At 68.5% G+C, this 24714-nt stretch carries 25 protein-coding genes, 1 tRNA gene and 2 pseudogenes; 15 read left to right on the top strand and 13 right to left on the bottom strand.

Features of this window, described 5'->3' with window-relative positions:
* Positions 1-132: 132 nt before the first annotated feature.
* Both ON30_RS32830 and ON30_RS32825 read left to right on the top strand, forming a co-directional pair.
* Positions 133-1059 (top strand): cyclase family protein, encoded by a 927-nt coding sequence (locus tag ON30_RS32830; RefSeq protein ID WP_040714024.1) that lies wholly within the window; start codon positions 133-135, stop codon positions 1057-1059.
* Between the two features lie 36 nt (positions 1060-1095).
* Positions 1096-2625: a long-chain-fatty-acid--CoA ligase gene (locus ON30_RS32825; RefSeq protein ID WP_051030324.1), complete on the top strand. Its 1530-nt coding sequence runs from the start codon at positions 1096-1098 to the stop codon at positions 2623-2625.
* Between the two features lie 52 nt (positions 2626-2677).
* Here ON30_RS32825 and ON30_RS32820 read toward each other — a convergent pair whose 3' ends face one another.
* From ON30_RS32820 to ON30_RS32795, 6 genes are all read right to left on the bottom strand, one after another.
* Positions 2678-4033 (bottom strand): phosphotransferase family protein, encoded by a 1356-nt coding sequence (locus ON30_RS32820; RefSeq protein WP_040714113.1) that lies wholly within the window; start codon positions 4031-4033, stop codon positions 2678-2680.
* Entirely contained in the window at positions 4030-5196 is a 1167-nt protein-coding gene (locus tag ON30_RS32815; RefSeq protein ID WP_174387629.1) for an acyl-CoA dehydrogenase family protein, read from the bottom strand. The genes ON30_RS32820 and ON30_RS32815 overlap by 4 nt, the downstream gene beginning before the upstream one ends.
* Before the next feature lies 1 nt (position 5197).
* On the bottom strand, positions 5198-5584 hold the full coding sequence (locus ON30_RS32810; protein WP_040714022.1) for a nuclear transport factor 2 family protein: 387 nt from the start codon (positions 5582-5584) through the stop codon (positions 5198-5200).
* A 46-nt stretch (positions 5585-5630) separates the two neighbouring features.
* Positions 5631-6521: a hydroxymethylglutaryl-CoA lyase gene (locus ON30_RS32805; RefSeq protein WP_040714019.1), complete on the bottom strand. Its 891-nt coding sequence runs from the start codon at positions 6519-6521 to the stop codon at positions 5631-5633.
* Positions 6518-7771, bottom strand: a complete 1254-nt coding sequence (locus ON30_RS32800) for a CaiB/BaiF CoA transferase family protein (protein ID WP_051030323.1) — start codon at positions 7769-7771, stop codon at positions 6518-6520. Before ON30_RS32800 ends, ON30_RS32805 begins: the two co-directional genes overlap by 4 nt.
* A gap of 67 nt (positions 7772-7838) precedes the next feature.
* Positions 7839-8471 carry a TetR/AcrR family transcriptional regulator gene (locus ON30_RS32795; RefSeq protein ID WP_040714107.1) on the bottom strand — a complete coding sequence of 211 codons (633 nt, stop codon included), beginning with the start codon at positions 8469-8471 and terminating at the stop codon, positions 7839-7841.
* 86 nt (positions 8472-8557) lie between these two features.
* Between ON30_RS32795 and ON30_RS32790 the strand changes: the two genes are divergently transcribed.
* Positions 8558-9124: a VOC family protein gene (locus tag ON30_RS32790; protein ID WP_040714017.1), complete on the top strand. Its 567-nt coding sequence runs from the start codon at positions 8558-8560 to the stop codon at positions 9122-9124.
* A 24-nt stretch (positions 9125-9148) separates the two neighbouring features.
* Positions 9149-9787 carry a carboxymuconolactone decarboxylase family protein gene (locus ON30_RS32785; RefSeq protein ID WP_040714015.1) on the top strand — a complete coding sequence of 213 codons (639 nt, stop codon included), beginning with the start codon at positions 9149-9151 and terminating at the stop codon, positions 9785-9787.
* Between the two features lie 160 nt (positions 9788-9947).
* Here ON30_RS32785 and ON30_RS32780 read toward each other — a convergent pair whose 3' ends face one another.
* Complete coding sequence (locus tag ON30_RS32780) at positions 9948-10394, bottom strand: DoxX family protein (RefSeq protein ID WP_040714012.1); 447 nt, start codon at positions 10392-10394, stop codon at positions 9948-9950.
* A gap of 109 nt (positions 10395-10503) precedes the next feature.
* On the opposite strand from ON30_RS32780, the gene ON30_RS32775 reads away from it, so the two are divergent.
* From ON30_RS32775 to ON30_RS32760, 4 genes are all read left to right on the top strand, one after another.
* A complete protein-coding gene (locus ON30_RS32775) occupies positions 10504-10878 on the top strand; it encodes an ImmA/IrrE family metallo-endopeptidase (RefSeq protein ID WP_051030322.1) in 375 nt (124 codons plus the stop codon).
* Positions 10875-12146 carry a DUF6545 domain-containing protein gene (locus ON30_RS32770; protein ID WP_040714009.1) on the top strand — a complete coding sequence of 424 codons (1272 nt, stop codon included), beginning with the start codon at positions 10875-10877 and terminating at the stop codon, positions 12144-12146. Before ON30_RS32775 ends, ON30_RS32770 begins: the two co-directional genes overlap by 4 nt.
* Before the next feature lie 142 nt (positions 12147-12288).
* Positions 12289-12492 (top strand): zinc-ribbon domain-containing protein, encoded by a 204-nt coding sequence (locus ON30_RS32765; RefSeq protein ID WP_040714008.1) that lies wholly within the window; start codon positions 12289-12291, stop codon positions 12490-12492.
* 101 nt (positions 12493-12593) lie between these two features.
* Entirely contained in the window at positions 12594-13196 is a 603-nt protein-coding gene (locus tag ON30_RS32760; protein ID WP_040714006.1) for a DUF8020 domain-containing protein, read from the top strand.
* A 234-nt stretch (positions 13197-13430) separates the two neighbouring features.
* On the opposite strand, the gene ON30_RS32755 is transcribed toward ON30_RS32760, so the two are convergent.
* Together ON30_RS32755 and ON30_RS32750 are read right to left on the bottom strand one after the other, a co-directional pair.
* Positions 13431-14324 (bottom strand): NAD(P)-dependent oxidoreductase, encoded by an 894-nt coding sequence (locus ON30_RS32755; protein ID WP_040714004.1) that lies wholly within the window; start codon positions 14322-14324, stop codon positions 13431-13433.
* Positions 14321-15229 (bottom strand): NAD(P)-dependent oxidoreductase, encoded by a 909-nt coding sequence (locus tag ON30_RS32750; RefSeq protein WP_051030321.1) that lies wholly within the window; start codon positions 15227-15229, stop codon positions 14321-14323. The genes ON30_RS32755 and ON30_RS32750 overlap by 4 nt, the downstream gene beginning before the upstream one ends.
* A gap of 86 nt (positions 15230-15315) precedes the next feature.
* Here ON30_RS32750 and ON30_RS32745 point away from each other — a divergent pair, with 86 nt between their 5' ends.
* Positions 15316-15696: a winged helix-turn-helix transcriptional regulator gene (locus ON30_RS32745; protein ID WP_040714002.1), complete on the top strand. Its 381-nt coding sequence runs from the start codon at positions 15316-15318 to the stop codon at positions 15694-15696.
* Positions 15697-16316: 620 nt separating this feature from the next.
* Here the strand turns inward: ON30_RS32745 and ON30_RS32740 are convergent.
* The 4 genes from ON30_RS32740 to ON30_RS32725 are packed head-to-tail and all read right to left on the bottom strand — an operon-like array spanning position 16317 to position 20756.
* Positions 16317-17360, bottom strand: a complete 1044-nt coding sequence (locus ON30_RS32740; protein ID WP_083911869.1) for a pyridoxal phosphate-dependent aminotransferase — start codon at positions 17358-17360, stop codon at positions 16317-16319.
* Positions 17357-18373, bottom strand: a complete 1017-nt coding sequence (locus ON30_RS32735; protein WP_040714000.1) for a 3-oxoacyl-ACP synthase III family protein — start codon at positions 18371-18373, stop codon at positions 17357-17359. Before ON30_RS32735 ends, ON30_RS32740 begins: the two co-directional genes overlap by 4 nt.
* Positions 18370-19023 (bottom strand): DUF8713 domain-containing protein, encoded by a 654-nt coding sequence (locus ON30_RS32730; RefSeq protein ID WP_040713996.1) that lies wholly within the window; start codon positions 19021-19023, stop codon positions 18370-18372. Before ON30_RS32730 ends, ON30_RS32735 begins: the two co-directional genes overlap by 4 nt.
* The gene (locus ON30_RS32725) at positions 19020-20756 is read right to left on the bottom strand and encodes a thiamine pyrophosphate-binding protein (protein WP_063719998.1); all 1737 of its coding nucleotides are present in this window, start codon (positions 20754-20756) and stop codon (positions 19020-19022) included. Before ON30_RS32725 ends, ON30_RS32730 begins: the two co-directional genes overlap by 4 nt.
* 322 nt (positions 20757-21078) lie before the next feature.
* Here ON30_RS32725 and ON30_RS32720 point away from each other — a divergent pair.
* From ON30_RS32720 to ON30_RS32690, 6 genes and pseudogenes are all read left to right on the top strand, one after another.
* A pseudogene (locus tag ON30_RS32720) lies at positions 21079-21414 on the top strand (TetR family transcriptional regulator C-terminal domain-containing protein); the annotation flags it as partial.
* Positions 21411-21533: pseudogene (locus ON30_RS38265) on the top strand (FAD-binding protein); the annotation flags it as partial. The pseudogenes ON30_RS32720 and ON30_RS38265, both read left to right, overlap by 4 nt.
* A 146-nt stretch (positions 21534-21679) precedes the next feature.
* Positions 21680-22528, top strand: a complete 849-nt coding sequence (locus ON30_RS32710; protein ID WP_040713994.1) for an SDR family oxidoreductase — start codon at positions 21680-21682, stop codon at positions 22526-22528.
* A gap of 255 nt (positions 22529-22783) precedes the next feature.
* A complete protein-coding gene (locus ON30_RS32700) occupies positions 22784-23827 on the top strand; it encodes an alpha/beta hydrolase fold domain-containing protein (RefSeq protein ID WP_083911867.1) in 1044 nt (347 codons plus the stop codon).
* 101 nt (positions 23828-23928) lie between these two features.
* Entirely contained in the window at positions 23929-24210 is a 282-nt protein-coding gene (locus ON30_RS32695; RefSeq protein WP_040713990.1) for a transposase, read from the top strand.
* A 135-nt stretch (positions 24211-24345) separates the two neighbouring features.
* Positions 24346-24419 (top strand) — tRNA-Pro (locus tag ON30_RS32690).
* Positions 24420-24714 lie beyond the last annotated feature (295 nt).

The raw sequence follows: 24714 nt of genomic DNA, 5'->3' as shown, positions 1-24714 counted from the left end.
TCACGTTCGGCGGCGGTGCGCAATCGTGCTGTTCCTGACATCCCGGCATTGACATCACCGGTGTCCGGCGTCACAATTCGCTAGTTGACATGACTGTCACGTCAAGAAAAGCGGTAGGCCGGAGGAGGCACGATGACGACAGGCGGGACCGATATGCGCGAGTTGGGGCGTCGGTTGAGCAATTGGGGGCGGTGGGGGCCCGACGACGAGCGGGGCACCACCAACCTGATCACCCCCGAGCGCATCGCGGCCGCGGCGTCGCTGATCCGTACCGGCGCCGTCTACGAATTGGGCATCCCGCTCGACGCCGACGGACCGCAACCCGGCGGCAACCGGATCAACCCGATCCGCCTGATGGCCGAGAACGGCCAGGAGCAGGTGCTGCCCGGCGGCTTCAAATGGGCCGACGACTACGTGTTCATGCCCTTGCAGGCCGGCTCCCAGTACGACGCGCTGTGCCACGTGCACTACGATGGTCAGCTCTACAACGGGCACCCCGGCGACGGCGTGACGGTCAAGGGCGCGGACAAGTGCGGCATCCAGACCCAGTCCAACGGGATCGCCGGTCGCGGCGTCCTGCTCGACGTGGCGCGGGCTCGGGGCGTGCCGTGGCTGGAATCCGGCTCGGTGATCACCCCCGAGGAACTCGACGCCGTGGCCGCGGGCCAGGGCGTCGAGGTCGGTCCCGGCGACATCCTGCTCATCCGCACCGGGTACCGTGCGAAATTCCTCGAAGAACGCGATCCGGCCGCGTTCATGGCGGGCGAACCAGGTCTGGGGCTGGCCTGCGCGCAGTGGCTGCGTGAACGCGACGTCGCGGTGGTCGGCTCGGACAACTGGGCCGTGGAGGTGCTGCCGGGGGAGAACCCGGGCGCGCTGTTCGAGTTGCACATGATCCTCATCCGCGACATGGGGATGACCCTGGCCGAACTGCTCGACTTCGAGGAACTGGCCGTCGCGTGCGCCGGCGACGGCGTCTACGACTTCTTCTACGCGGGCCCGCCGTTGCAGTTCACCCGCGGCGTCGGGTCCCCGATCAACCCGCTCGCCATCCGATGAGCACCGCTCGCACACTGTCGTCGAGGAGAAATTGACATGCTGGTCAGCGATATCGTCGAGTTCGGCGCGCGCAAACACCCGGACCGGATCGCGCTGCGTTTCGAGGACGAGACCCTCACCTACGCCGACCTGCGCGACCGCAGCCGTCGCCTGGCCCGCGCGCTGCACGGCGTCGCCGCGCCGGGGGACCGGGTGGCGATCCTGTCGGCCAACCGCACCGAGTACTTCGACTGCTACTACGGCGTCCCGATGGCCGGGATGGCGTTGACCATCCTGAACTTCCGCCTGCACCCCGACCAGATCGCGGCGCTGATCGAGCACTCCGGCGCGACGGTGCTGGTCGCGGCCGCCGAGTACGCCGACGTCGTCGCGCGCATCCGGGACCGGATTCCGTCGGTGCGCACGGTGGTCTGGCTCGGGGACGCGCCCGACGGGGTCGCCTACGCGGATTTCGTCGCGGGCGACGCGCCCGTGCCGGCCCACCGCCCCGCCGTGGACGACACCGCCTGGCTGGTCTACACCAGCGGCACCACGGGCATGCCCAAGGGCGTGATGATCAGCCACCGCAACCTGGTCGCGGGCATCACCTCCTCGGCCCTGCACTGGTCGCTGCCCGAGGACGCCTTCTTCCTGTTCTGCTTCCCGCTGTGCCACGTGGGCGGTTACGTGACGCTGTTGAACCACCTGGTCGGCAGCACCGTCGGCATCCTGCGCGGCTACGACAACGCGACCTTCCTGCGCCTGGTCGAACAGTGGGGCGTCACCCAGACCGGTCTCGCGCCGACCATGATCAACCTGCTGTTGCAGGACCCGACGCTGGACGACCACGACCTGAGCTCGTTGCAGGCCATCGGCTACGGTTCCTCCGCCATCCCGACCCAGGTGCTGCGCACCGGCCTGCAACGCCTCGGCTGCGATTTCTACCAGGGCATGGGCATGACCGAACTCGCGGGCAACGTCCTGCACCTGGACGAGGCCGCGCACCGCCGCGCCGCCGCGGGGGAGAGCGGACTGCTGGCCGCGGCGGGCAAACCCATGCGGTTGGCCGATCTGCGCATCGTCGACGAGGATCTGCGCGACGTCGGCCCCGGCGAGGTCGGTGAGATGGTGGTGCGCGGCGATCAGGTCATGTCGGGCTACTGGCAGGACCCGGCGGCGACCGAAGCCGCCTTCACCGACGGCTGGTTCCACACCGGCGACCTGGTGCGCCGCGACGAGGAAGGGTTCGTCTACATCGTCGACCGCAAGAAGGATCTGATCATCAGCGGCGGCGAGAACGTCTCGTCGCTGACCGTCGAACAGGCCCTCTACCGGCATCCGGCGGTGGCCGAGGCCGCCGCGATCGGCGTCGCGGACGACACCTGGGGCGAACTGGTCTGCGCCGTGGTGGCGTTGCGTGCGGGGGTCGACGCCTCGGCCGAGGAGATCATCGCGGGCTGCCGCGACCATCTGGGCGGCTTCCAGGTGCCGCGCCGGGTCGAATTCGTCGACGCCCTGCCGAAGAACGTGACCGGCAAGATCCTCAAACGCGAACTGCGCGAACGCTTCTCCGGCGTGCGAGTCTGACGAGGAACAATCGCCCCGGTGACCAGAAGGTCACCGGGGCGATTCGCTGTTGTCAGCGCGCGAGATGGCGCGGATTCGAAACGCTCACCCGCGCGAGCACCGCGGTCGAGACCGCCCGCAGGACCCGCTCGTCGCGATAGGGCAGCGTCGCCTCGCGCAACCGCAGCGCCAACTCGGCCTCGTCGGCGCAGCCGAGCGCGTCCAGTTCCACCCGAACCCGGGCGTCGGCCGCGTAGTCCACCGCGAGTTGCCTTCCGGCCGTGCGCAACAGCCCGACGCACACCCGCGTCAGATACCGCTGCCGTTCGGCACCCGGTCCGTCCAGGGCCGGGCCGATGTCCTCGCCCAATGCCTCGGCCACGAGGTCGAGGATTTCCGCCAGGTCCGGCCGGTCGTGCACGGTCGGTTCCGGTTGAACGGCTTCCGGCGCGGTCACCGACCGATCGAACAGGCCGAGCACGGTGAGCAGGTCGTACTCCGATTCGCACACTCGCCGCCCGATGGCGGCCAACTCGAGCGACCGTTCGGCGCCGGACAGGTGTCGGTCGGCCTGGAAACGACTCAGCACCAACCATTTCAGCGTGCCGAAGCTCTCCCACCAGTGCAGTTCCGCCTCCGACGGGCGGGTGCCGGTGGCGCGTTCGTAGCCGTCGAGCAATTGCGCGCGCTCGCCGAGACCCGCGACCGGCAGCGCGCCGCCGAAACGCCACGCCCGCACGCACAGCCAGCCCAGATCCTCGATCGGATCGCCCAGGTGCGCGAGTTCCCAGTCCAACACCGCCCGCACGCCGGTCGCGTCGACCAACACGTTTCCGAGTCGGAAGTCCCCGTGCACCAGTGCCTTCGGGCGCGGCGGCGGCCGGTGTTCGCACAGCCAGCGCAATCCGATCTCCACCGCCGGGCGCGGATCGCGCAGATCGCGGTAGATCCGCTCCAGGGCGTCGACCGGATCAGCGTCGTCGAGCATGTCCAGGGTGTCCAAGGCGGTGTGGTGGATCAGACCCACCGCATACCCCATCTCGGCCGCCAAGCCGCCCCGCACGGCATCGAACGCGCTGTCGCGCTGTACCTTCCGTGGCAGCGCCTCGCCCTCGACCCGGTTCATCAGCAGATAGGGCGCGTCGACGCCGGGTGCGGTGTCGCCGGAGGCGAGGACCTCGGGCACCGGAACCCCGGTCGCGGCGGCGGCGCGCAGGCACGCGGCCTCGGCGCGCATCCTGCGGGCGTCACCGTGACCCGGCGGATCGCGGCGCAACACCACGGGACGTGCGCGTCCCTCGGCGTCGGTGACCTCGACGGCCCACACCTCCCGACTCGCCCCGCCGGTGAGCCTGCGCGGCTCGCCGACGGTGAGACCGGGACCGTAGACCTCGGTGAGCAGGGCGGCGAGCCCATCGCGAAGACTCATCGCCACGGCGCGGCCTCGGGATCGCGCAGCAGCCTGCGCGCGGTGGACATGCGGTGCACCTCGTCGGGTCCGTCGTAGACGCGCGCGTAGCGGGCCTGCCGATACATTCGCTCGAGCGGCGTGTCGGCGGTCAGGCCGAGTGCGCCGTGCACCTGGATCGCGCGGTCCACCACGTCGTGCAGCATCCGCGCGCCCCAGAACTTCACCAGTCCGATCCGCACGCGCGCGTCCTCGCCCGCGTCCATCGCGCGCGCCGCGTCCAGGGTCATCAGCCGCGCGGCGTGGATCTGGGCGGCCGATTCGGCGATGTAGCGGTGCACCTCGCCTTTCTCGGCGAGCAGCGAGCCGTGGGCGTAGCGGGTGTTCGCGCGCTCGCACATCAATTCGTAGGCGCGCTGGGCCTGCCCGAGCCAGCGCATGCAGTGGAAGATCCGCCCCGGCCCGAGCCGGTCCTGCGCCACCGCGAACCCCGCGCCGCGCTCGCCCAGCAGCGCCGCGGCGGGCACCCGCACGTCGGTCAGCCGGACCTCGTAGTGGTCACTGGGGTCGTGGCCCATGGTGGGGATCGAGCGCACGATCTCGAAGCCGGGCGTGTCGGTGGGCACGATGATCGCGCTGATGCGCGCGTGCCGGGGCGCGTCCTCGGATTCGGTGCGGACGAAGACCGTGCAGTAGCCCGCGTCCCGCACGCCGGTGGTGAACCACTTGTGGCCGTTGAGAACCCAGGTGTCGCCGTCGAGTTCGGCCCGCGACCGGATCAACGTCGGATCCGAACCCGCCGTCTCCGGTTCGGTCAGCCCGACCGAGGGCAGCGTCTCGCCCGACACGATCGGCGGAATCCAGCGCGCCCGCTGTTCGGGGGTGCCGTGCCGGTGCAGCATGATCGTGTCCTGCATCGACACCGAACCGACCGCGAGCTGGCCGAATTCGGAACGCCCGATGATCTCGTTGAGGTGCACGAAATCCAGGAACGCCACCCCGCCGCCGCCGACTTCGGCGGGATGCCCCAGCGCCCACAGACCCAGGTCCTTGGCTTCGGCGCGCAATCCGTCGAGGGTGCGGCGCGCGTCGTCGTCCTCGGCGGCCAGTGCGGCCTCGACCGGGATGACCGAGTCGTCGATGAACGCGCGCATGCGCGAACACAATTCGTCCAGCGTCGTCATCTCACCGCTCCTTCGGTCGAGCGGCCAATGCGCGCAGGGCGCCGGTGGCGGCGGAGTCGACGTATTCGTCGATGCGGGTGATGCGGCCGTCGACCACCCGCACGAACAGGCTCGCGGGCACCTCCAGCGGGCCGTGCCCCGGCAGCGTCGCGCGCAGCACGTGCTGCTGGGCGAACCCGTCGGGCAGGTCGTGGCGTCGGATGTCTTCGTAGCGCATGTCCTCGAGGGTGCGCGAGAGCCAGCGCAACACGCGCAGGTTCTCGGCCACGGTCTGCTCCTGCCCGTCGTCGTTGTGCCAGATCCTGGCCTCGGGGGAATACAGGTCGGTCAGCGTCCGCACGTCGCCGCCGCAGACAGCGGCGAAGAATCGATCAGCCAAGTCGTTCAAGGGTTTTCCGCTCCTCCGGCGAGCGCCGGATCGGTGTGGGAGGAGTTCAGCGCCGGGTGTTCTCGGCGCGCAGCAGCCTGCTCGGCATGGGCTTGCCCAGCAGACGTTCGGCCACGCGGGCGGCGTCCAGGGCGGCGTCGAGGTCGATACCGGTGGCGATACCGCTGTCCTCGAACATGTAGACCAGTTCCTCGGTCGCGATGTTGCCGCTCGCGCCGGGGGCGAACGGACAGCCGCCCAGCCCGCCCACCGAGGCGTCGAAGCGGCGGATGCCGAGATCGTAGGCGGCCCAGGCGTTCGCGATGCCCTGACCGCGGGTGTCGTGCAGATGCACGCCCGGCTCGGTCTCGGGCACGGCCGTGATCACGCGGGCGAGCACGTCGCGGGTGCGGCCCGGTGTCGCGGTGCCGATCGTGTCCGCGACGCAGAGTTCGTCGGCTCCCGAATCCCATGCGCACCGCGCGATCTCGGCGACACGGTCCGGGGGAGTCGGCCCGTCGAAGGGGCAGTCGAAGGCTATGGCGACGATCACCTCGAGGTTGCCGCCCGCCGCGTGCACGAGGTCCGCGATCGGCGCGATCAGCTCGATCGACTCCGCGCTGTCGCGGCCCACATTGGCCCGACTGTGCCCGTCGGAGGCCGAGACGACGTACTCCAGATCGGTGACGCCCGCCGCCAGCGCCCGCCGCACCCCGCCCATGCCCGCGACCAGGGCCGAGAACCGCACCTCGGGCCACCGCCGCAACTCGGCGGCGACCGCTTCGGCGTCGGCGAGCGCGGGGACGGCCCGCGGCGAGACGAACGAGGTCGCCTCGATCCGGCGCACGCCCGTCGCGGCCAGTGCCTCGAGGAGGGCGAGTTTGGCCTCGGTGGGAATCGGCTCCTCGATCTGCAGGCCGTCGCGCGGCCCGACCTCGCGGATCTCGACCGCGGTCACGAGATCGTCCCGGCCGCACGCAGCGCGGCCAACCGGTCCGCGTCGTAGCCGAGCAGTTCGGTCAGCACCTCGTCGGTGTGGGTGCCGGGGCGACTCGGCCCGCCCCACCGGACGCCGCCGGCGGTCTCGCTGAGCCGCGGGATCACCCCGACGCCCTTCACCGGTTCCGGGTCGTAGCCGGGATCGCCCGGCCGCACCGACGGGTCGACATGGTCCACGAACAGTCCGCGCGCGTTGAACTGCGGATCGGCCATGACCTCGGCGACCGTGTTCACCGGCCCCGTCACCACCTCGAACTCGTTCAGCACCGCCACCAGATCCGCGGCCGTCAGGCTCGCGGCCCACGCGCCGATCAGCTCGTCCAGTTCGTCCTGGTTGTCGCCGCGCGCCGTGTGGGTCGCGTACCGGGGGTCGGCGGCCAGTTCGGGGCGACCCATGGCCGCCGCCAGTCGCGCGAACAACGTGTCCTGATTGGCCGCGATGATCACCCAGACCCCGTCCGCGGACCGATACAGGTTCGAGGGCGCGACCCGATCGAGGCGGGTGCCCGACGGCTGCCGCACGTGTCCGGTCTTGTGGTAGTCCGGCACGGTGGACTCCTGGATGGCCAGCGCCGCCTCCGACAGCGCCGCGTCCACGATCTGCCCTCGCCCGGTGCGTTCCCGGGCGAACAGCGCCGCCAGCACGCCCTGGAAGGCGAACATGCCCGCGAGGCTGTCACCGAGGGACAGCGCGATCCGCGGCGGGGCCTGCCCCGGGAAGCCGTTGAGGTGGCGCAGGCCGCTGATTCCCTCGGCGACCGAGGCGTAGCCGGGCCGCGCGGCATAGGGGCCGTCCTGGCCGTAGCCGGAGATCCTGGCCAGCACCACCCTGGGATTGCGTTCCCGCAGCACCTCGTATCCCACCCCCCACCGCTCCAGGGTGCCCGGCCGGAAGCTCTCGACGATCACGTCGGCGTCCGCGGCCAGATCCAGGAAGATCTCGCGACCGGCGTCGGTGCGCAGGTCGAGGTTCACGCAACGCTTGTTGCGCGCGTGCACGGTCCAGAAGTACTGGTGTCCGCCCTCGGCCTGCCCCCAGTCGCGCAGCGGATCGGGCCGGTCGGGCGCCTCGATCTTGACGACGTCGGCGCCCATGTCGCCGAGCAGACGCCCGCAGTAGGGACCGGCGATCAGGGTGCCCAGTTCGAGAACCCGCAGGCCGTCGAGTGCGCCCGGTGGCGGCTCGGCGGTGTCGGAATGCGATGTCATGCAGCGTGCCTCGGTGGAGTCGTGGTGATGAATTCGGCGGTGGCGAAGTCGAAGCCGTGGCTCGGGGCTAGGTCCGGATGCCGAGCGCGCCCAGGCACATCCGGTCGAGGGTGTCGAGCAGATCCGCCTCGTCGGCCTTCTCGCCCTGGATCAACCACAGGTAGAGCGTGTGGTCGACCATGGCGGCCATGGTGCGCGCGGCCAGTACCGGGTCCAGCGCGCGATCGGCCAGCCCTTCGGTCTGCCACCGGGTGATCGCGCGCGCGGTGCGCTCGATCAATTCCGTGCGGTGCTCGTGGCGCAGCGCGCGGAATTCCTCGTTGAACGTGGCGACCTGTTCGATGATCGCCATCAGGCGGGCGTTGCGGCGATAGTCCCGGTAGTAGGCGCGATTGGACGCGATCAATTTCTCGGCGGGCGACAGTCCGGCGTCCGAGGGTTCGCGTCGGTGCATATCCTCGAACAAGCGCGTGCTCAGTTCGCGGAAGATGTCCTCTTTCGATTCGAAATAGCGATAGAAGGTGCCGTAGGAGACGGCCGCTTCCTGCGCGATGAGTTCGACCCTGGTGTCGAGGAAACCGTGCCGCTCGAACACCGTGCGAGCGGCGTCGAGCAGCGCGTTGCGGGTCTTGAGGCCGCGAGAGGTCAGGGTCTCGATCGACGCCGTCGAGGTCGAGGTATTGACAGATGACTTGGCCACGGACACACTTTCCCAGTAGTTGACATGACTGTCAAGTCAGTATTGGTCGGCTTTCGTCACCACCTCATCACATCGGAAGGACGGCAATGGGCACTTCCAATCCCAAGTACGAACTGCGTGGCATCAACCACCTGGCCCTCGTCTGCGCGGATATGCGTCGCACCATCGACTTCTACTCGGGCGTCCTGGGCATGCCGCTCATCAAGACCATCGAATTGCCCGGCGACCTCGGCCAGCATTTCTTCTTCGACTGCGGCAACGGCAACACCATCGCCTTCTTCTGGCTCGCCGACGCCCCCGACGCCGCCCCCGGCCTGTCCGCCCCGAAGGGCCTGCCCGACGAAGGCGAACTCGTCAGCGCGGTCGGCTCGATGAACCACGTCGCCTTCGCCGTGCCGCCCGAGCGGTTCGACGAATACTACGAGCGCATGAAAGCCGAAGGCGTCAAGGTCAGCCGCATCCTCAACCACGACGACAGCCGCGCGGGCGTCTCCAAGCACGTCCACCCCGGCACCTTCGTGCGATCGTTCTACTTCCAGGACCCCGACGGCGCGCTGCTCGAATTCGCCTGCTGGACTCGCGAATTCACCGATGCCGACGTCTCCCACGAGCCCAAGGTCGCCGCCGACCGCCGCGTCCCCACCGCCCCCTGACCCTTTCGAAAAAGGACCGCACCAGTGCCACGCCTCCGCGAAGTACCCCGCGCCGAAGTCACCGACCCGAAGATCCTGTTCTTCTACGACCGCCTCTTCGGCCCCGACAAGGACCCGGCCGTCGACCACGGCACCATCCACGCCACCCCCGGCGACTGGTGGACCGTCTTCGCCCAGTCGCCCGAGGTCTTCCGCCACGCCGTCCGTGGCTTCGCCCTCTACCGCAACGCGAGCCTCGACCCATTGCTGCGCGAACTCGGCCAAGGCCGTGCGGGTTACGCCCGCGGTAGCCAATTCGTCTTCTCCCAACACTGCAAACAGATGCGTTCGCTCGGCATGCCCGAGGACAAGATCGCCGCCGTCGCCCACTGGCAGGTCAGCGACGCCTTCACTCCCCTCGAACGCGCCGTCCTCGCCTACACCGACGGCCTGGTCCTCGACGGCGGCCGCGTCCCCGACGAAGTGTTCGACGTCCTGCGGGGCCACCTGTCCGACCCCGAGATCATGGAACTCACCTACATCACCTGCATGTACGACATGCACGCCACCATCTGCCGCGCCCTGCGCCTGGAATTCGACGACATCCCCGAACGCGTCACCGAAGTCCAGATTCCCGAAGGCGTAGAAGTAGCCGACCTGTCCGCCGACCTCTCCGGCGAATGACCCACGCCGGTCGGGCGTCCCCGCGCCCGACCGGCTGATCACAGTGTTGTGGCCGGACTCGCCTGCGACCGTTGCCGCAGCGAGAACATCACCCCTCGGTCATTACCCGGAATGGAATGATGCTGGTGAGTGCGGTCTTCCGCGCCGAATACGTCCCGATTCAGGACAGCCGCCCCCGCGCCCACGTCCACCCGCCGGTCGACCACAGCGCGATCGCGATCAGCACGGGCTGGAAGAACAGACGCACCAACCGCTTGGCGTCGGTGTCGAGCCCGAACGCGTCCACCCCCTCGACGTACTGACCGACATTCCCCGGGAACACCGCCACGAAGAACAGCGCGGCGACCACACCGACGATCGGGCGCAGGCGCGCACCGGCGAACAGCAGCGCCGCGCCGAGTCCGATCTCCACCACCCCGGAGGCCAGCACCACGAAATCCTCACCGACCGGAACCCATTCCGGCACCTGGGCCCGGAACTCCTCCCGCGCGAAACTCAGGTGCGAGATCCCGGCGAACACCAGGCTGACGCCGAGCCAGACCCGCGCGAGCGTGCGCAGGCAACCGGCCGAAGATTCGGCGGACGAGTCGACAGTGGGGGAGCCCATGCCTCGATGCTGTCAGATACATCGTGCACGATCAGTACCCGCCGCGACACCGACGGGCACAGCGCAGTCACTGTGGGACTCCGACGTTCGACCACGATGAGGTCAGCGGATGGATCGATGCGGCACCGGCAGTGGGCTGTGGATCGCCCGTCGCGAGGACGACCTGATCGTCTACGACCACGATGCCGCCACCCGGCACGCGCAGCACATCGTCCTGCACGAGATCGGGCACATGCTGCTCGAGCACGACCGTCCGCGACTCGACGACGGCCGGTGGGCGGACGCGCGCGAGGACGCCCTGATGTCCGGGCTGCTGGGGTCGATCGACCCCGACACGGTCCGAAGCGTGCTGTGCCGCAGCGACTATCGCACCGAGATCGAGCAGGAGGCAGAGGCTTTCGCCGACGCCGCGATGCTGGCCGCGGCGGGGCGAGCGACCGGAAGCACCATGCGGCAGTCGCTGCTCGGCGGCGGGACGCGGTGACCTCGCCCCTGCCGGTGCAGGTGACACTGCCGGTGATCGCCGTCGCCGTCGTGGTGACCTTCGCCCGCTGCCGACTGCTCCGCGATTCGCCGGCCGACCGCTTGATCAATCGATCGCTGATCTGGGTTCTGGTCGGCTTGGTATTGCATCCGCGTCACCTCGCCCCGACTCCCGAATACCGAAGTCTGATACACCAATTGGGACTCGGCGCGAGTCTGGCGATCCTGTCCGGCACCTTCGGGCTGACGCGGTTGTGGACAGGAGTCGATCCGAGGACCGCCCGGCCACGACAGCGCCGCTACGACCTCGTGGTCGTGATCTCGTTCGCCGTGATGTTCCTCGCGGGAACTCCGGCCAGAGACGCGGGACTGCTGATCGATCAGGCCGTCGGCCCACTGGTGATCGTCTTCTGGACCGCGTTCGGCCTTCCCCATGCGATCGCCTCGGGAGCCATCCTGTACATCTGCGTGCGCGAATCGCGTGCCGAAAAACTGTCACCCCGCGAGAAGTTCGTGTACGCGGTCGTTTTCATCGCCGCAGGAGCGATCTTCCTCGATGTGCTCACCCAACCGGTGGTCGCGGCCCTGTGTACCTACGCCGATTTCACCATCGTCGACGATCAGATGGTTCGCAAGGCCGCCACGTTCTATGCCACCGCCTTCGCCGCCACCTCGGTCAGCGCTCTGTCGGTCCTGAGACTGTTCGCTGCCCGCATGCAGTGGGATCGTGACGGTCGTCGGGCGCGTCGGCTCGTTCCGCTGTGGAGCGACCTGGCCGCCGCCTTCCCACAGCTTTCCCTCTACACCGCCGACGAACTCGCGCGCCAACCCGCCGCGCATCGCATGCATCGGATGAGCATCGAGATCCACGACGTCTTGCTGCGTCTGCGAGCGCACATGCCCGCCGCCGCGCCCCCGGTCACCGACGATCTCGACACGCGCATCCAGCACTATGCGGGCGTAGTCGCGCGCGCCGCCACCACGATGAAGGCCGGCGCGGCGCCCGACATCGGTGCGATCCCGCACGCTCCGCGCATTCCCACGGGCCCCTCCGACCTCGACGTGCTGCTGGCCCTGGCTCGCCACTTTGCCGCGTGTTCGGCCCTCGACCGACGACCGACCGACGATCGAGCGTTCGACGGCGGCGATGGCCCTCCCGCGGGATTCGGCGTAGTCGTGGTCGGTGATCTCGATTGGTCTCGTTTTTCGAGCAGCAACAACTACCGACATCTGTCCGGGGAGTCCGCACCTGCTACCGGCTCGATGTAGTGCTCGAGCGAGGGTGTCGCGATCCCGCAGATCGAGCCCGAGCCCGAGCCCGAGCCCGAGCCCGAGCCCGAGCCCGATCCCGCAGCCCGGCCCCGAACCCGCAGCCCGCGAGCGCTGCCTCACCCCGGCTACGCTGGGAGGGGTGTTCTTCCTCTTCGGATACGGCCGCAAACAGAAGCCGCTCGGCCCGGGCTCGACCCGGACCTGCCCGCGCTGCCACAACACCACGCAGTGGACCCGGCTGCGCGAGTACACCCAGCTCACGATCTTCTTCATCCCGGTGCTGCGCTGGGGTCGCAAGCAGTTCGAGTCCTGCGGGATCTGCGGCGCGGCCATCGCTGTCTGAAGTACGCGGCAGGACGCGTACACTCCTGCCCTACGCCGACGACCGCTCGCGGTCCGACTCGATCCGCCTATCAGAGTTACCTGAGTAGAGGGGTTCGAAGAATGAAGTTCGGAAAGACGACCGCCGCTGTTCTGTTGACCGCCTCGGCCATGGCTGTCACGACGGCGATCGCGCATACGGTCCCCGCTGCGCCGTCCGAAATCGGCAGTGCGGCAACGATTTCTGGCGTAGACAACGGGATCGACTACCGGATCACGGTTTCGTCGGTGGACCAGGCCGTCACCGCCACCGTGGCGAACGGCAGTTTCGATCTCGCGGACGACGGTGCGGTGATGCTCGAGACGAGCGACGGCGCGGCGGTCCTGGAAGTGCCGCGGTCCTACGCCGCCGACGGCCGCTCGATCACCATGACCCACCACATCGCCCCCGACGGCCGCACCCTCACGCTGACAACGCCGGTGAAAGACGTTGCGGAGCCCAAGGACATCAGCTCCTACGACCGGCTCGTGGAACAGATCGACAAGAACTTGCCCGGCGTCGTCGGCGGGGCGATCGTGGGTGGCCTCCTCGGTGCGTGCCTGGTCCTGATCTGGGGTGTCAGCATCCCCGTGGGCGTGCTGGTCGGCGGCACGGTCGGCGGTTCGATCATGGGTGGCCCGGATTTCTTCAACGCCGTCCAGGCGTTCGTCACCGGCCAACCCTGATCGGCGGTTGTTCCATCGGCCGACCGAGTCAGAAACCGGGCACCGGCGAAATGACCCGCACCCACTGCGAGGACCTGGACGACCAACCTCCGGCCCTCCTGAATCGCGTGCTGCTGTGGAGCACCCGCACAGCGGCGGCCTTGCAAACTGGCCACCCCAGAGCGAACTGGCTGTCCTGTTCGCCCTGGTCAGACCTGTTCGCTCTGGTCGGAGAGCGGCGTATCGGTGCGGCACTCACGCACTGGCCGCCGTAGCCCGAATCGCGTCGATGGTGCGGGTCCAGCCGTCGGTGCCGTGTCCGTCCTCGATGGCACGGCGGTAGAGCGCGCGAACCGCCCGAGGGAGTGCGGTGTCGATGCCGGCCGACTCGGCGGTGGTGAGGATGTGGTCGGCGGTGGCGCCCATCATGATGTTGTTGCTGTCCGTGCCGGGATGTTCGCCGGCGTCGATCAGAGCAGCGAGTGCCGCCGCACCGTCGGGGGCGATCATGTCGGGGATCGCGGCGATCAGTCGCATGGCTCCGGGCAGGAAGGTCTCGGTCGCGATGCCCGCGGAGCCCGTCAGCGCTGTGGCGTGGGCGATTCCGGCGAGCGCGGTCAGGAAGACGTCGAGGTTCGCCTGGTACATCAGCTGGGCGAGGCCCGGGTCCTCACCCAGGAACCGTGGATCTCCGAGGTGGGTGAGGGCGTCGTGATGCAGCTCGAACCCGCGCTGGTCGCCGCTGTAGTAGACGTAGGCGAAGTCGGTGCCGACCATCGCGGCGGGCACCATGAGACCGCCGGTGACGAAGGACGCGCCGTGGGCGGATGCCCAGGTCGCGGCCTCGCGGGTTTTGTCCGGCGTGTCCGAGCTCAGGTTGGCGAGTGTTCGGCCGGCCAGTTCCGCGTCGACGTCGGCGAGGACGTCCCACATCGCTCGGTAATCGGTCAAACTGAGGATGACCAGTTCACCGGCCGCCACTGCCTCGGCGGGTGATGCCGCCCACCGGGCTCCGGCCGCCACGAGGTCGTCGGCGCGGCTCGGCGTGCGGTTCCACACCGTGACCTGGTGCCCGGCACGCAGCAGAACCCTGGACATCGCCTGCCCCATCGGGCCGAGGCCGATCACGGTGACCGCCGAGCCGCTCATCGCCTGCCACCGACCGTCGTCTCGGACGCGCGGAAGCTCTCGTAGATCCGCGCGAAACCTTCGGAGCCGTGTCCGGCGGCGACCTGCCGGGTGATCAGCGTCTGAACCGCGTCCACGGTCGCCGGATTCACGCCCTGCTCGTCGCTGGCGCGCACGATGGGGGACAGATCGGAGAAGTCCAGGCTCTGCTGGCCGGGCACGGTGTAGTCGCCGCCGTCGACGACCTGCGCGTAGCCGGCGAAACCGCCGGTCATGGCACTGATGAACGGGGTCGCGCGAGCGGCGAAATCCGTCGCGGTCATCCCCTCGGAACCGACCATCGCGGCGCCGTGGAGGAAGCCCGCGAACATCTGATACATCCCGGACAGCAGGGCGAGGTCGATCAGCGAGGCCCTACCGGCGTCCGTTCCGTCGAAGATGCTGGTCGCCCACGTGTCGAAGACTTCACGATGCCGGTCGAAGACGGTCCGGGAGCCGCTGTAGAAGACCTGCGCGTCGGCGGTCCCGATCATGGCGGGTACGGCCAGGATCGCGCCGTGCAGATAGTCGATCCCGTGCTCGTCGGCCCACGCGGCCGTCTCGCGCGCCTCGTTCGGAGTGGTGGTGGTGAGGTTGACCAGTGCCTTGCCGCGCAACTGATCGACGACGGGGTCGAGGGTTTCGTGCACCGAGGAGTGTCGGAGCAGGCAGGCGACGATCAGCGGCCGCTCGGTGACGGCGTTCGCGACGGTCGCGCCGGGCCGTGCGCCGCGGTCGACCAAGTCGGCGTCGCGGCCCGCAGTGCGGTTCCACACGGTCACCGGGTGACCGGCGTCGAGTAGCCGGGCGGCGAGGGAGCCGCCCATCGCCCCCAGCCCGAGCATCGCCACACCTGGGGAGGTCGGGGTTGTGGTCGGTGAAGTCATGCGTCCATGATGGACAGCGACATCCGCGCCGGACAGTACCCACTATTTACTGCGGTACTTACATTTCGGTCAGTGAGGAGGCAGCGGTGGCGAAGGGACCGAGGTCGGGGCCGTACATCTGTGGCATCGACGCCGCACTGGACGTCGTGAGCGGCAAATGGAAGGCCCTGGTCCTGTGGGAGCTCCACGATCACGGCACCCGGCGCTTCGCCGAACTGCGTCGCGCGCTGCCAGGGGTCAGCGAGAAGATGCTCACCCAGCATCTGCGCCAGATGGAGGAAGACGGCTTGCTTCACCGCGAGGTCTACGCCGAAGTCCCACCGAAGGTCGAATACTCCCTCACCGAAACAGGTGTCTCCCTCAACGAAGCCCTCCAACCTCTCGGCGAGTGGGGGCGGGAACGACTCCGCCGCGAACGTCTCGAGGTCACCGAAATCCCACAGACCGTGCCGTCGACAACATCCTGACCATCGACAATTACTCACCTGCTGTTGAGCGCGTCGAAACGGTTACTCGCCGCGGTGGCCGCCGCCGTGCGCGCCGCCCCAATTTCGCCCGAGGCATTTCGACGGATTCCTGCGCCTGCCGATCCTCGACACCGCCCGGGCCCGCGCGGACCTCGGTTGGACCCCGCGGACTCCCTCGACCACCGTCCTCCGCGAGTTCGTCGTCGGCCTCGTGGAAGGCGCGGGAGCCCCCACCCCACCCTTGCGCGCCGACGCCGGCGGCCCCTGGCGCGTCCACGAATTCACCTCCGCCGTCGGCAAGAAGGACCCTGTAGACACCCGGCGGTAGCGGACGGGCCGGCGGCCGCGGTCCGAGCCGCTACGACGAAACCGCCGCGCCGGTAGCGACAGGGCAGGTGGAGTGCCGTGACGCCCGACGGGCCGACCGACACTGTTCTCGACTCGAACTTCTGCTACCTCCACGACGGCAAGTGCCACGCCCACCTCTGTGCCGAGATACTGCCCCACTCACGATGTTTCAAAGGTTACGACGACTCCAGGCGGCAGTACGGTTGCTGGTGTCAAAGCATCGAGTGACGGTCCTGGTCTTGCGAGCATCCGCTCCTCGGCGAGGAGGCTAATCACGTGGGCGAGCGGTGGGGGAGGAGTGCGGTGAGGATGGCTCGGTCGGCGGCGGGATCGCCGACCGCGACTCTGGCGCTGCCGTCGGGATAGCACTTGGCGTGGATTCCCGCGCGGCGCAGGAGGGTCGCCGGGCCGGGGCCGGGCAGGTACAGGAAATTGGCTCGGCTGGGCGGGACGGCGATGCCGTGGCCGCGCAGTGCGGTCCGCAGACGGTCGCGGGCGGTGTCGATCGAGCGGATTCGGGTGCGGAGTTCGGGGAAGGCGGCGTAGCTGGCGGTGACCGCCGCCACGGCGAGGGTGGGGGTGCCGAAGGGGAGTTGTTGGGTGCGGACGCGGGCGATCAGGTCGGGGTGGCCGACGACGTAGCCGATGCGCAGGCCCGCCAGTCCGTACGCCTTGGAGAAGGTGCGCAGGACGAGCAGATTGGGGTGGCGGCGCAGTAGCTCGATGTGGTCGAGATGGTCGGCGGCGGCCAGGAATTCGACGTACGCCTCGTCCAGGATCAGGGGTATCCGTTTCGGGACGGAGGTGAGGAAGGCGCGCAGGTCGTGGGCGGGGACGACGGTTCCGGTGGGATTGTGTGGGCGGCATACGATGACCAGGCCGGTGCCCTTGTGGATCGAGCGGCGCAGGGCGTCGAGGTCTTGGGCGCCGTCAGCGGCGAGCGGTACCGGGACAAGTCGGAGTCCGGCCATCGTGGCCATGATGGGGTAGCCATCGAATGTCGGTGAGCTCAGGACGATCTCGGTTCCGGGTTGCGGTACCGAACGCAGGATCTGCATCGCCACGCCGGTCGCGCCCGCACCGACCGCCACCCGCTCGGCATCGACGCCGAGCTGTCCGCCGATCAGAGCCGGGAGACGATCGGGCACGAATTCCGGGTACCGATTCGACCGCGTCACTTCGTAGTTCACCGCCGCCACCACCGAAGGCAGGGGCGGGAAGGGGTTCTCACTCAGACTCAGATCGAAGATGGGCGCGGAGGGTCGGGACGTCCGCCTGCGTGAGGAGGGCGCGCTGTCGAGCAGGTCCAGGCTCATCCGGCCGCGCCCCAGCGCACCGCCGCCGCGGCCGCGAAGTCACCGGCGTGGGCGAAGGCCGACAGGAGCACGACCGAGCCGTTGGCCAGGCCGCCCGCGCGATTGGTCAGGTCGAGAGTGACCGGAATGCCTGCCGCGAAGAGGTTTCCGCATCGGTCGAAGGTGTCGGGGTGCCGTTCGGCGGGGAGTTCCAACGCGTCGTGCCAGTTGCGCAGGAACAGGCGATTGGGCTGATTGGTGACGAAGGTGTCGATGTCTCGGCTCTTGACCCCGATCCGTTCGCACACGGTGAGCGCGACTTCGGGAACCAGGCGGTTGCCGCGGGCGAACACTTTGGTGACTTTGGATTCGGTGAAACTCACACACGGTTGTCCGGGGCCGGGCTCCCAATATTTGCGGTCGCTGTTGGTGGTGAACTCCATGTCGCCCGCGAATTCGGGATAGGTACGGCATTCGACGTCCAGGATCGGCGCGCTGTCGTCTTTGACCAGCAGCGCCGCGCCGCAGCCGTCACCGGGCACCGGCGCTTGGGCCAGACCGCGGATCTCGGTCTGGGTGAAGATCGACCCGGCGGTGTTCTGGCAGGCCACGATGAGCGCGGTGCGGGCGTCGGTGGTCCGCAACACCATGCGCGCCAACGACATCATGTGCACGAACGCCGCGCAACCGCCGTTGTGCACGTCGTAGACATGGTCGGGGCGCGCGCCGAGTCGACGCGCGAGTTCGGGTCCCGCACCCAGAACCGGATTGTCCGGGAGTTGCGTGTGGGTCAGCAGAACGTCGATGTCGGCGAGGGTTTGCGCGCCGTGGCGTTCGATGAGCGGGGCCACGGCGCGTTCGGCCATGTCGACGGCGGATTCGTCGGCTCCCGCGTGGTGGCGGGTGCGTGGCGACCGGAACATCACGTTCTTGGCCATCCGATCCGACCGGGAGTATCGGGTGAAGTATTCGGTGGTAACCGGTTCGCCGGGCAGGTAGCTCGCGACGTCGAGCAGGCTCACGGTGGTGTTCATCGCATCCACTCCGGGGTCAGCGGCAACCCGCGGGCGGCGCGGAATTCGCAGATCGCCTTGAGGTTGTCCATCTCGAGTTGGTGCCCGGCGGAGAACATGTCCCAGAAATCGCCCACCCACACCGGTCGTTTCGGTGGCGCGGTGTGCGGATAGGGATTCTTGTCGTAGAAGGGGTGGCGGCAGTTGTTCCAGAGCACGACCGAGCCGGGCTTGTCGAAGACGACTTTCGCGTCCACGACGCGCATCAGGTAGATCATCCAGAGGTGTTCGCCCTGATCCCAGGCACAGTGGTAGTCCACGGTCATGGCGTCGGGATTGGCGACGGTGCGGGTGAAGATCTCGGTGGCGTCGCCGAGGCGGTCGTAAGCCCGCCACAGTCCGGGAGTGTCGGTTTCGGTGAATCCGCGCAGGCTGTATGTCCACTCCTCGAGGGAGCGGGTATCGGCCAGGTACTCGTAGACCTCGCGGGCGGGTGCGTCGACATAGGCTTGCACGGGGCAGTATTCGCCGAAGACCTGGTCGTGCGGATACACCGAGCGCAGCATGTCCATGATGATCGGCGTGGTCGCCTCGCGATCGGAGTTCTCGATCCGCAGGACGCCGGGGATCACCTCGTCGGCGATGTCGCTGAGGGCGGGCAGGACTGTCACTGATTCCTCCTGAGGGTTTCGGGGGACGGGTGGGGCGACGACGCTGAACGCGACAGCGAAACCGCCTCGCGGGGTGTCGCTTCCAACGCGGACAGGAAAGGGACGAACGGCGGGATCTCGTCCGGATCACACTCGATCGACAGGAACGCGGGCCCCGAGACGGCCAGACAGCAGGCGAACGCGTCGGCGAGTTCCTCGGACCGCCGCACCGAGCGCACGGGCAGGCCGGGGAACATCGCGGCGATCCCGTCCCCGAGCTCGGTGCGTCGAAACCGATTGAAGCTGTAGCGATTCCGGTAGTACAGCTGTTCGCGGGTCACGCACATGGCGTGCGCGTTGTTGTTCAACACGACGAAGGTGACGGGCAGGTCGTACTCGACGGCGGTGTGCACCTCCATGCCGTGCATGTAGAACGCGCCGTCGCCCGCGACCACGACGGTGCGTCGCCCGCGCGCGAACGCCGAACCGATGCCCCCGCCGAAGGCGTAGCCCATGCCGCCCATGCCCAAGGCGACCACGAAACGTCCCCCGCGCGGCACCCGCAGATGGTGGACCACCGACGCGCCCGTGTTGCCCGCATCGGCGAAGACGTCGGTTTCCTCGGGCAGCGCGCGGTCGAGGGTTTCGACCACCTGGCGATACCGCGGGCCGGGTCCGTCGGCGGCCGGGACGTCCAGGATCGCGGGCGATGCGGTCGCCGGTGGGCGCGCGGGCGGGTCGGCGGTGAACCCGGCGGTGAACCCAGCGGCGAGTTCGGCCAGGTCGGCGGCCAGATCGGTGCTGTGGGCGTGCAGTGCGAGCGGATGCGGCCGGACCGCGCCGATGCTGACCACCTCGGTCTCGCCCACAGCGTCGTCCAGGCCCGCGCGGGCGGTGACCGGCAGTGCGGTGCCCACCAACAGACACAGCGTCGCCGAACGCAGCGCGGCCACCATATCGGGATGGCCCATGGTGCCCGCGACACCGCGGAAGCCGGGATCGGTGTTGTCGAAGGCGTCCTTGGCGTCCGGCGCGACCCCGACCGAAGCGTCGAGAACCGCTGCCAGCTCCGCGAATTCGACGCGCGCGTCATCGCGGGCGACCTGATCGCCGACGATGACCGTCACCTTCCCGACCCGGCGGGCCTCGATCAACCTCTCCCGCACGCGCTCGAAGGCCGCGTGGTCACGGTGGTGTTCCGGCGGTGCGGGTGGTACGTACGGGTGATCGCATACTGCCTGTTGAATATCTTTGGGGAGCAACAACACCGCCGGTCCACCCCGGCGCGCGGCGGTGATCGCCGCGGTTACCAGCGTGGGCAGTTCGGCGGGATCGGTGACCCGCGCGCAGAACCGGCTGATCGTGGCGAACAGCGCGGTCGCGTCGATGGTGTCGGCCTTGCCGCTGGTGTCCTGGAACGCGCCCCCGCCCTCCTGAGCGGTCGGCGGCTGGCCGACCAGCGCCAGCACCGGAACGCGCGAGGCGAACGATTCAGCCAGTCCGGCAACGAGATTCATCGCGCCTCCGCCGGAGGTGGCGGCCACCACGCCGAGTCGTCCGCTGGTGCGCGCGTAGCCGTCGGCCATCGTCGCGGCCGAGAACTCGTGTTTGGCGATCACCCCGGTCACCTCGGCCCGCGCATCGAAGATCGCGTCGTAGAGATCCTCGATATTGGCTCCGTCGACGCCGAAGACGTGCCGTGTCCCCGCGGCGGCGACCGCCCGCACCAGATAGTCCACGACCCTGTCGGGCATGACACTCCTTCCTCGCCTCCGAGCGTGTCGGCCGTGCCGGACACTGCGTACCGGTGACTGCGACCGGGCGATACCCGCGATTCGACGATCGTCGGGGGCTTCCTGGGCAACGCTTCCCTGAGTAATCGCTACGGGTCGCGAAAACGTTCTCATCGGCGTGCGGACCACGGCACGGCCTCGGCTACACCCTGCGACCGGGGCGGACGGGCTGTCCTGAGATTCTGTCCGCTGGGTTGTGACGGCGTGTGGGCTGGTCGGTTGTCAGGACACGACCTCGACTCGCAGATGGAGGCCCTGCTAACAATCGACGCGCGACGTTGTCGAGCAGATACTCGACACGATTCCCGTCGACGACAGGTGGTACCGCCTCACGGCCGAATTCACCGCCCACGCTCTGCGCAACCCGTCGCTCAAACGGGTGGTGGCCGCGCGTGAGGAGACCATCCTCACGACACTGATGCCCCTGCTCGAGCTACTCGTCGCGCAATTGGGGCGTGAAATCACCGACGCCGCGGCGTTCGGTTCCGCCTTGGTCGCTGTGCACGACGGCACAACCGTGCAATGCCTCATCGACTCCGACACCGACGCCGCGCGAGCCCGTCGGACCGATCTGTTCGTCCTGCTCGTCGAGCACCACACCAGAGAGATCCCATCATGACCGACACGTTCGAACCCGATGTCATCGTGGTCGGCGCGGGCCTGGCAGGCCTGGTCGCCACCCATGAGCCGGCCGCCGCGGGGCACCGGGTGCTGGTCCTCGACCAAGAGAACCGCGACCAGGAGCTGCCCCTGGACCATCGCCTTCGCGTGCTCGGGTTGCCGACGCTGGTGATCCGAGGATTCGCCGACGCTGACCGCTGACCGGCGGATGCAATTCGGCGCGCACACCCACAGCGACATCTACCAGCAGGATCGAGAGCTGCATGACGAAAGCAACCCTGGCCGGGCGTATCGTGGCCGTCACCGGCGGCGCGCAGGGCATCGGGCGCGAGATCGCGCGCCGGCTCGCCGAGGCCGGTGCCCGGGTAGTCATCGGCGACCGCGACATCCAGGCAGCCGAGGCCACCGCGAAGGCACTCCCGGGGCAGGTGCATGCGTTCACTCTCGATGTGACCGATACCGCGTCGTTCCGCCGGTTCCTCGGCCAAATCACCGCCTTGTGGGGTCCACTCGACGTGCTGGTCAATAATGCCGGTGTCATGTGGGTCGGGGCTTTCAACGACGAACCCGAGACCGCGACCGAGCGCATGCTCGCGGTGAACCTGCACGGCGTGATCCGAGGGGTGCGTTTGGTCGCACCATCGATGTGCGAGCGCGGCCGCGGTCACATCGTCACCATCGCCTCGGCCGCCGCCAAACTGGCCCCGCCCGGAGAAGCCACCTACGCCGCGACAACACACGCCGTCTTGGGCTACCTCACCGGCGTGCGCGAGGAACTGCGCGGCAGCGGCGTCCAGATGTCGGTGATCATGCCCGGCGTCGTAGACACCGAACTCGCGATCGGCACCGACAGCGGCGCGACGTCGCTGTTGCAGCCCGGCGAGGTCGCCGCCGCCGTCGTCGAGGTTTTGCGCCGCCCGCGTTTCGAGGTCACCGTCCCGGCCTCGATCGGTCTGCTGGTCCGCATAACCGCTCTGCTACCGCAGTCGATCCGAGATCAGTTATTGCGACGCACGGTGCCCAACCAAGTCCAAGCAACACGGGATTCGAAGACCCGCGCACGCTACGAACACCGCGCCCTGACCGAGACCACCGACCCGAACAAGTCCTGATGACCGACATCGAATCCGTCACCGTTCGCCCGATCCCGGAGTTCTCCGGCCTCCACGGCATCTGGCGCCGGGGCAAGCGGCTCGACGCCGTTCGCGAAGCGGCACTGAGCTACCGGGAACGGTTTCTGCGCCGGGGGCAGGCTAGAGCGGTCGAGAGTCTCGACATCGCCGCTGCGCCGTATCCGGCCCAGCCCGCACTCGGACACCGCAGGTGCGGACGGACCTCCGTCTGCACCCCGATCTCGAGGAAACCCCATGAACACACCCGATCCGGTCAGCGCCTCGACCCGGCCGACCGAATTCGGCACACCGCACCCGGCAAACGGTCGGTCAGATGATCAAGTGACGGCGGTGCCGCGATCCTTCGCCGCGTGGCTGACCATCTGGGCGTCGCGAATCTTCGTGCGGCCCACACTGTGGCTACTGCCGCTGCATACGCCGATAGGGGTGCTCGGCTACCGCTTCACGCAGATCGTGGCCTGCCGGATGTGGTTCGCTGCGACGCTCGCGCCCACGAGAGTCGATGCCGCAGGACCCGGGGGCCGGACCGTCGGAGAATGGGTCGGCGGACAGGCAGAGCCCGGCACCCGGGTGATCTATTACATCCACGGCAGCGGATACATCAGTTGCAGCCGCTGGACCCACCGTGGGCTGGTGTCGGAACTCTCACGCCGACTGCGCCGACCCGCCTACGCTGTGCGCTATCGGCGAGCACCGAAATACCGCTTCCCCGCCGCCCACGACGACATCCTCAACGGCTACCTGTGGCTGATCGACCAAGGGCACACAGCGAGCGACATCATCGTGATGGGCGATTCGGCCGGCGGCCACCTCGCCCTGGGCTTGTGTGGCCAACTCCGTGAACTCGGAGTCGACCAGCCTGCGGCGTTGATCGGATTCTCCAGCCTCGTCGACCCGACCTGGCAGCTCGCGGCGGCCCACAACACATGCGTGCGGGACCAGTTCATCTCCGCCCGCACCGGTCGACGGATCACCCAAACCTATTTCGTGGACGCCGATTTCAGTGACCCGCGCCTGGATGTCCTCGCCGCGGTCGGACCCGACCTGCCGCCGATGCTCTTGCAGGCGGGCAGCAGCGAGGTTCTCGGCTCGGATTCGCAACACTATGCCGCGGCACTGCGCGCGGCAGGCGGGCGGTGCGAACTCGAGCTGTGGTCCGGGATGTTCCATGTGTTCCAGATGGGATACTCGCGGCTGTCGGAGGCGCGTAGCGCACTCGACAGCGTTGAACGGTTCGTTAAGAGCATCGACGCGACAACGGCCCGACCGACTGAGTGAACCGTCACAGGTTGGGGGCCGGTTTGGGCTGTCCCCTGTGATTGAGGCCGTCTGGTTCTACAGTCTTTGTTGGCCCTGGTCAGGAAGGGACACCGAAGGACATGGCTGGACGTAAGCGGCATTACGCGGAGGACATCGTGCGGAAGCTGCGCCGTGCCGACGAGCTCGCCGCTGCTGGGCAGACCGGTGAGCAGATCGCCGCTGATCTGGGAGTTTCGGCGGCGACGTTGTACAACTGGCGCCGCCAGTACGGTGGCGTGGATACCGACGCGGCGCGCGAGCTCAAGGAACTGCGCGAGCAGAACGCCCGCTTGAAGCGGCTGCCGGCCGATGCCGAGCTGGAAACGGATGCCCTGCGGGAGTTCGCGAAAGGCAAATTCTAGGCCCAGTCGCCAAGCGGCGGGCAGTCGAGATGCTCGTGCAGCAGCCACACCGATTCCTGCCACCGACCGCCCCGATTTGGTTCCGGAGGGGGGTGGTGGGGTAATCTTCTCAAGCACCCGCGGAAGCGGGAGCCACGGGCTGTGGCGCAGCTTGGTAGCGCACTTGACTGGGGGTCAAGTGGTCGCAGGTTCAAATCCTGTCAGCCCGACGTACGCGAAACCCTCTCCGACCTGGTTCGGAGGGGGTTTCGTCATTCCCACCACCCGCAGAGCGGGACCATGAGCTAGACAAGCCACTCGCCTCAGGACATCTAGGTCGTCGCCAACAATGCGCTCTACATCACGAGTTCGGGTTCTATGGGGACCCCCGAGCAGAAGAGAGCCGCCGTGCGAACCGCGCATAGGCTAGTGCGCTCAACACCACGCCGACCGGCGCTGGTCTGACACCGAAGCCGGTCCCCAACCCGTGACGGTTCACGGTCCGAGCGGGCGTACGGGTGTTAG

The sequence above is a fragment of the Nocardia takedensis NBRC 100417 genome (genome assembly GCF_000308695.1).
In the GTDB taxonomy this organism is placed as follows: Bacteria; Actinomycetota; Actinomycetes; order Mycobacteriales; family Mycobacteriaceae; genus Nocardia; species Nocardia takedensis.
The sequence above is the reverse complement of the archived record's forward strand: the minus strand, read 5'-3'. Positions and strand labels throughout refer to the sequence as shown.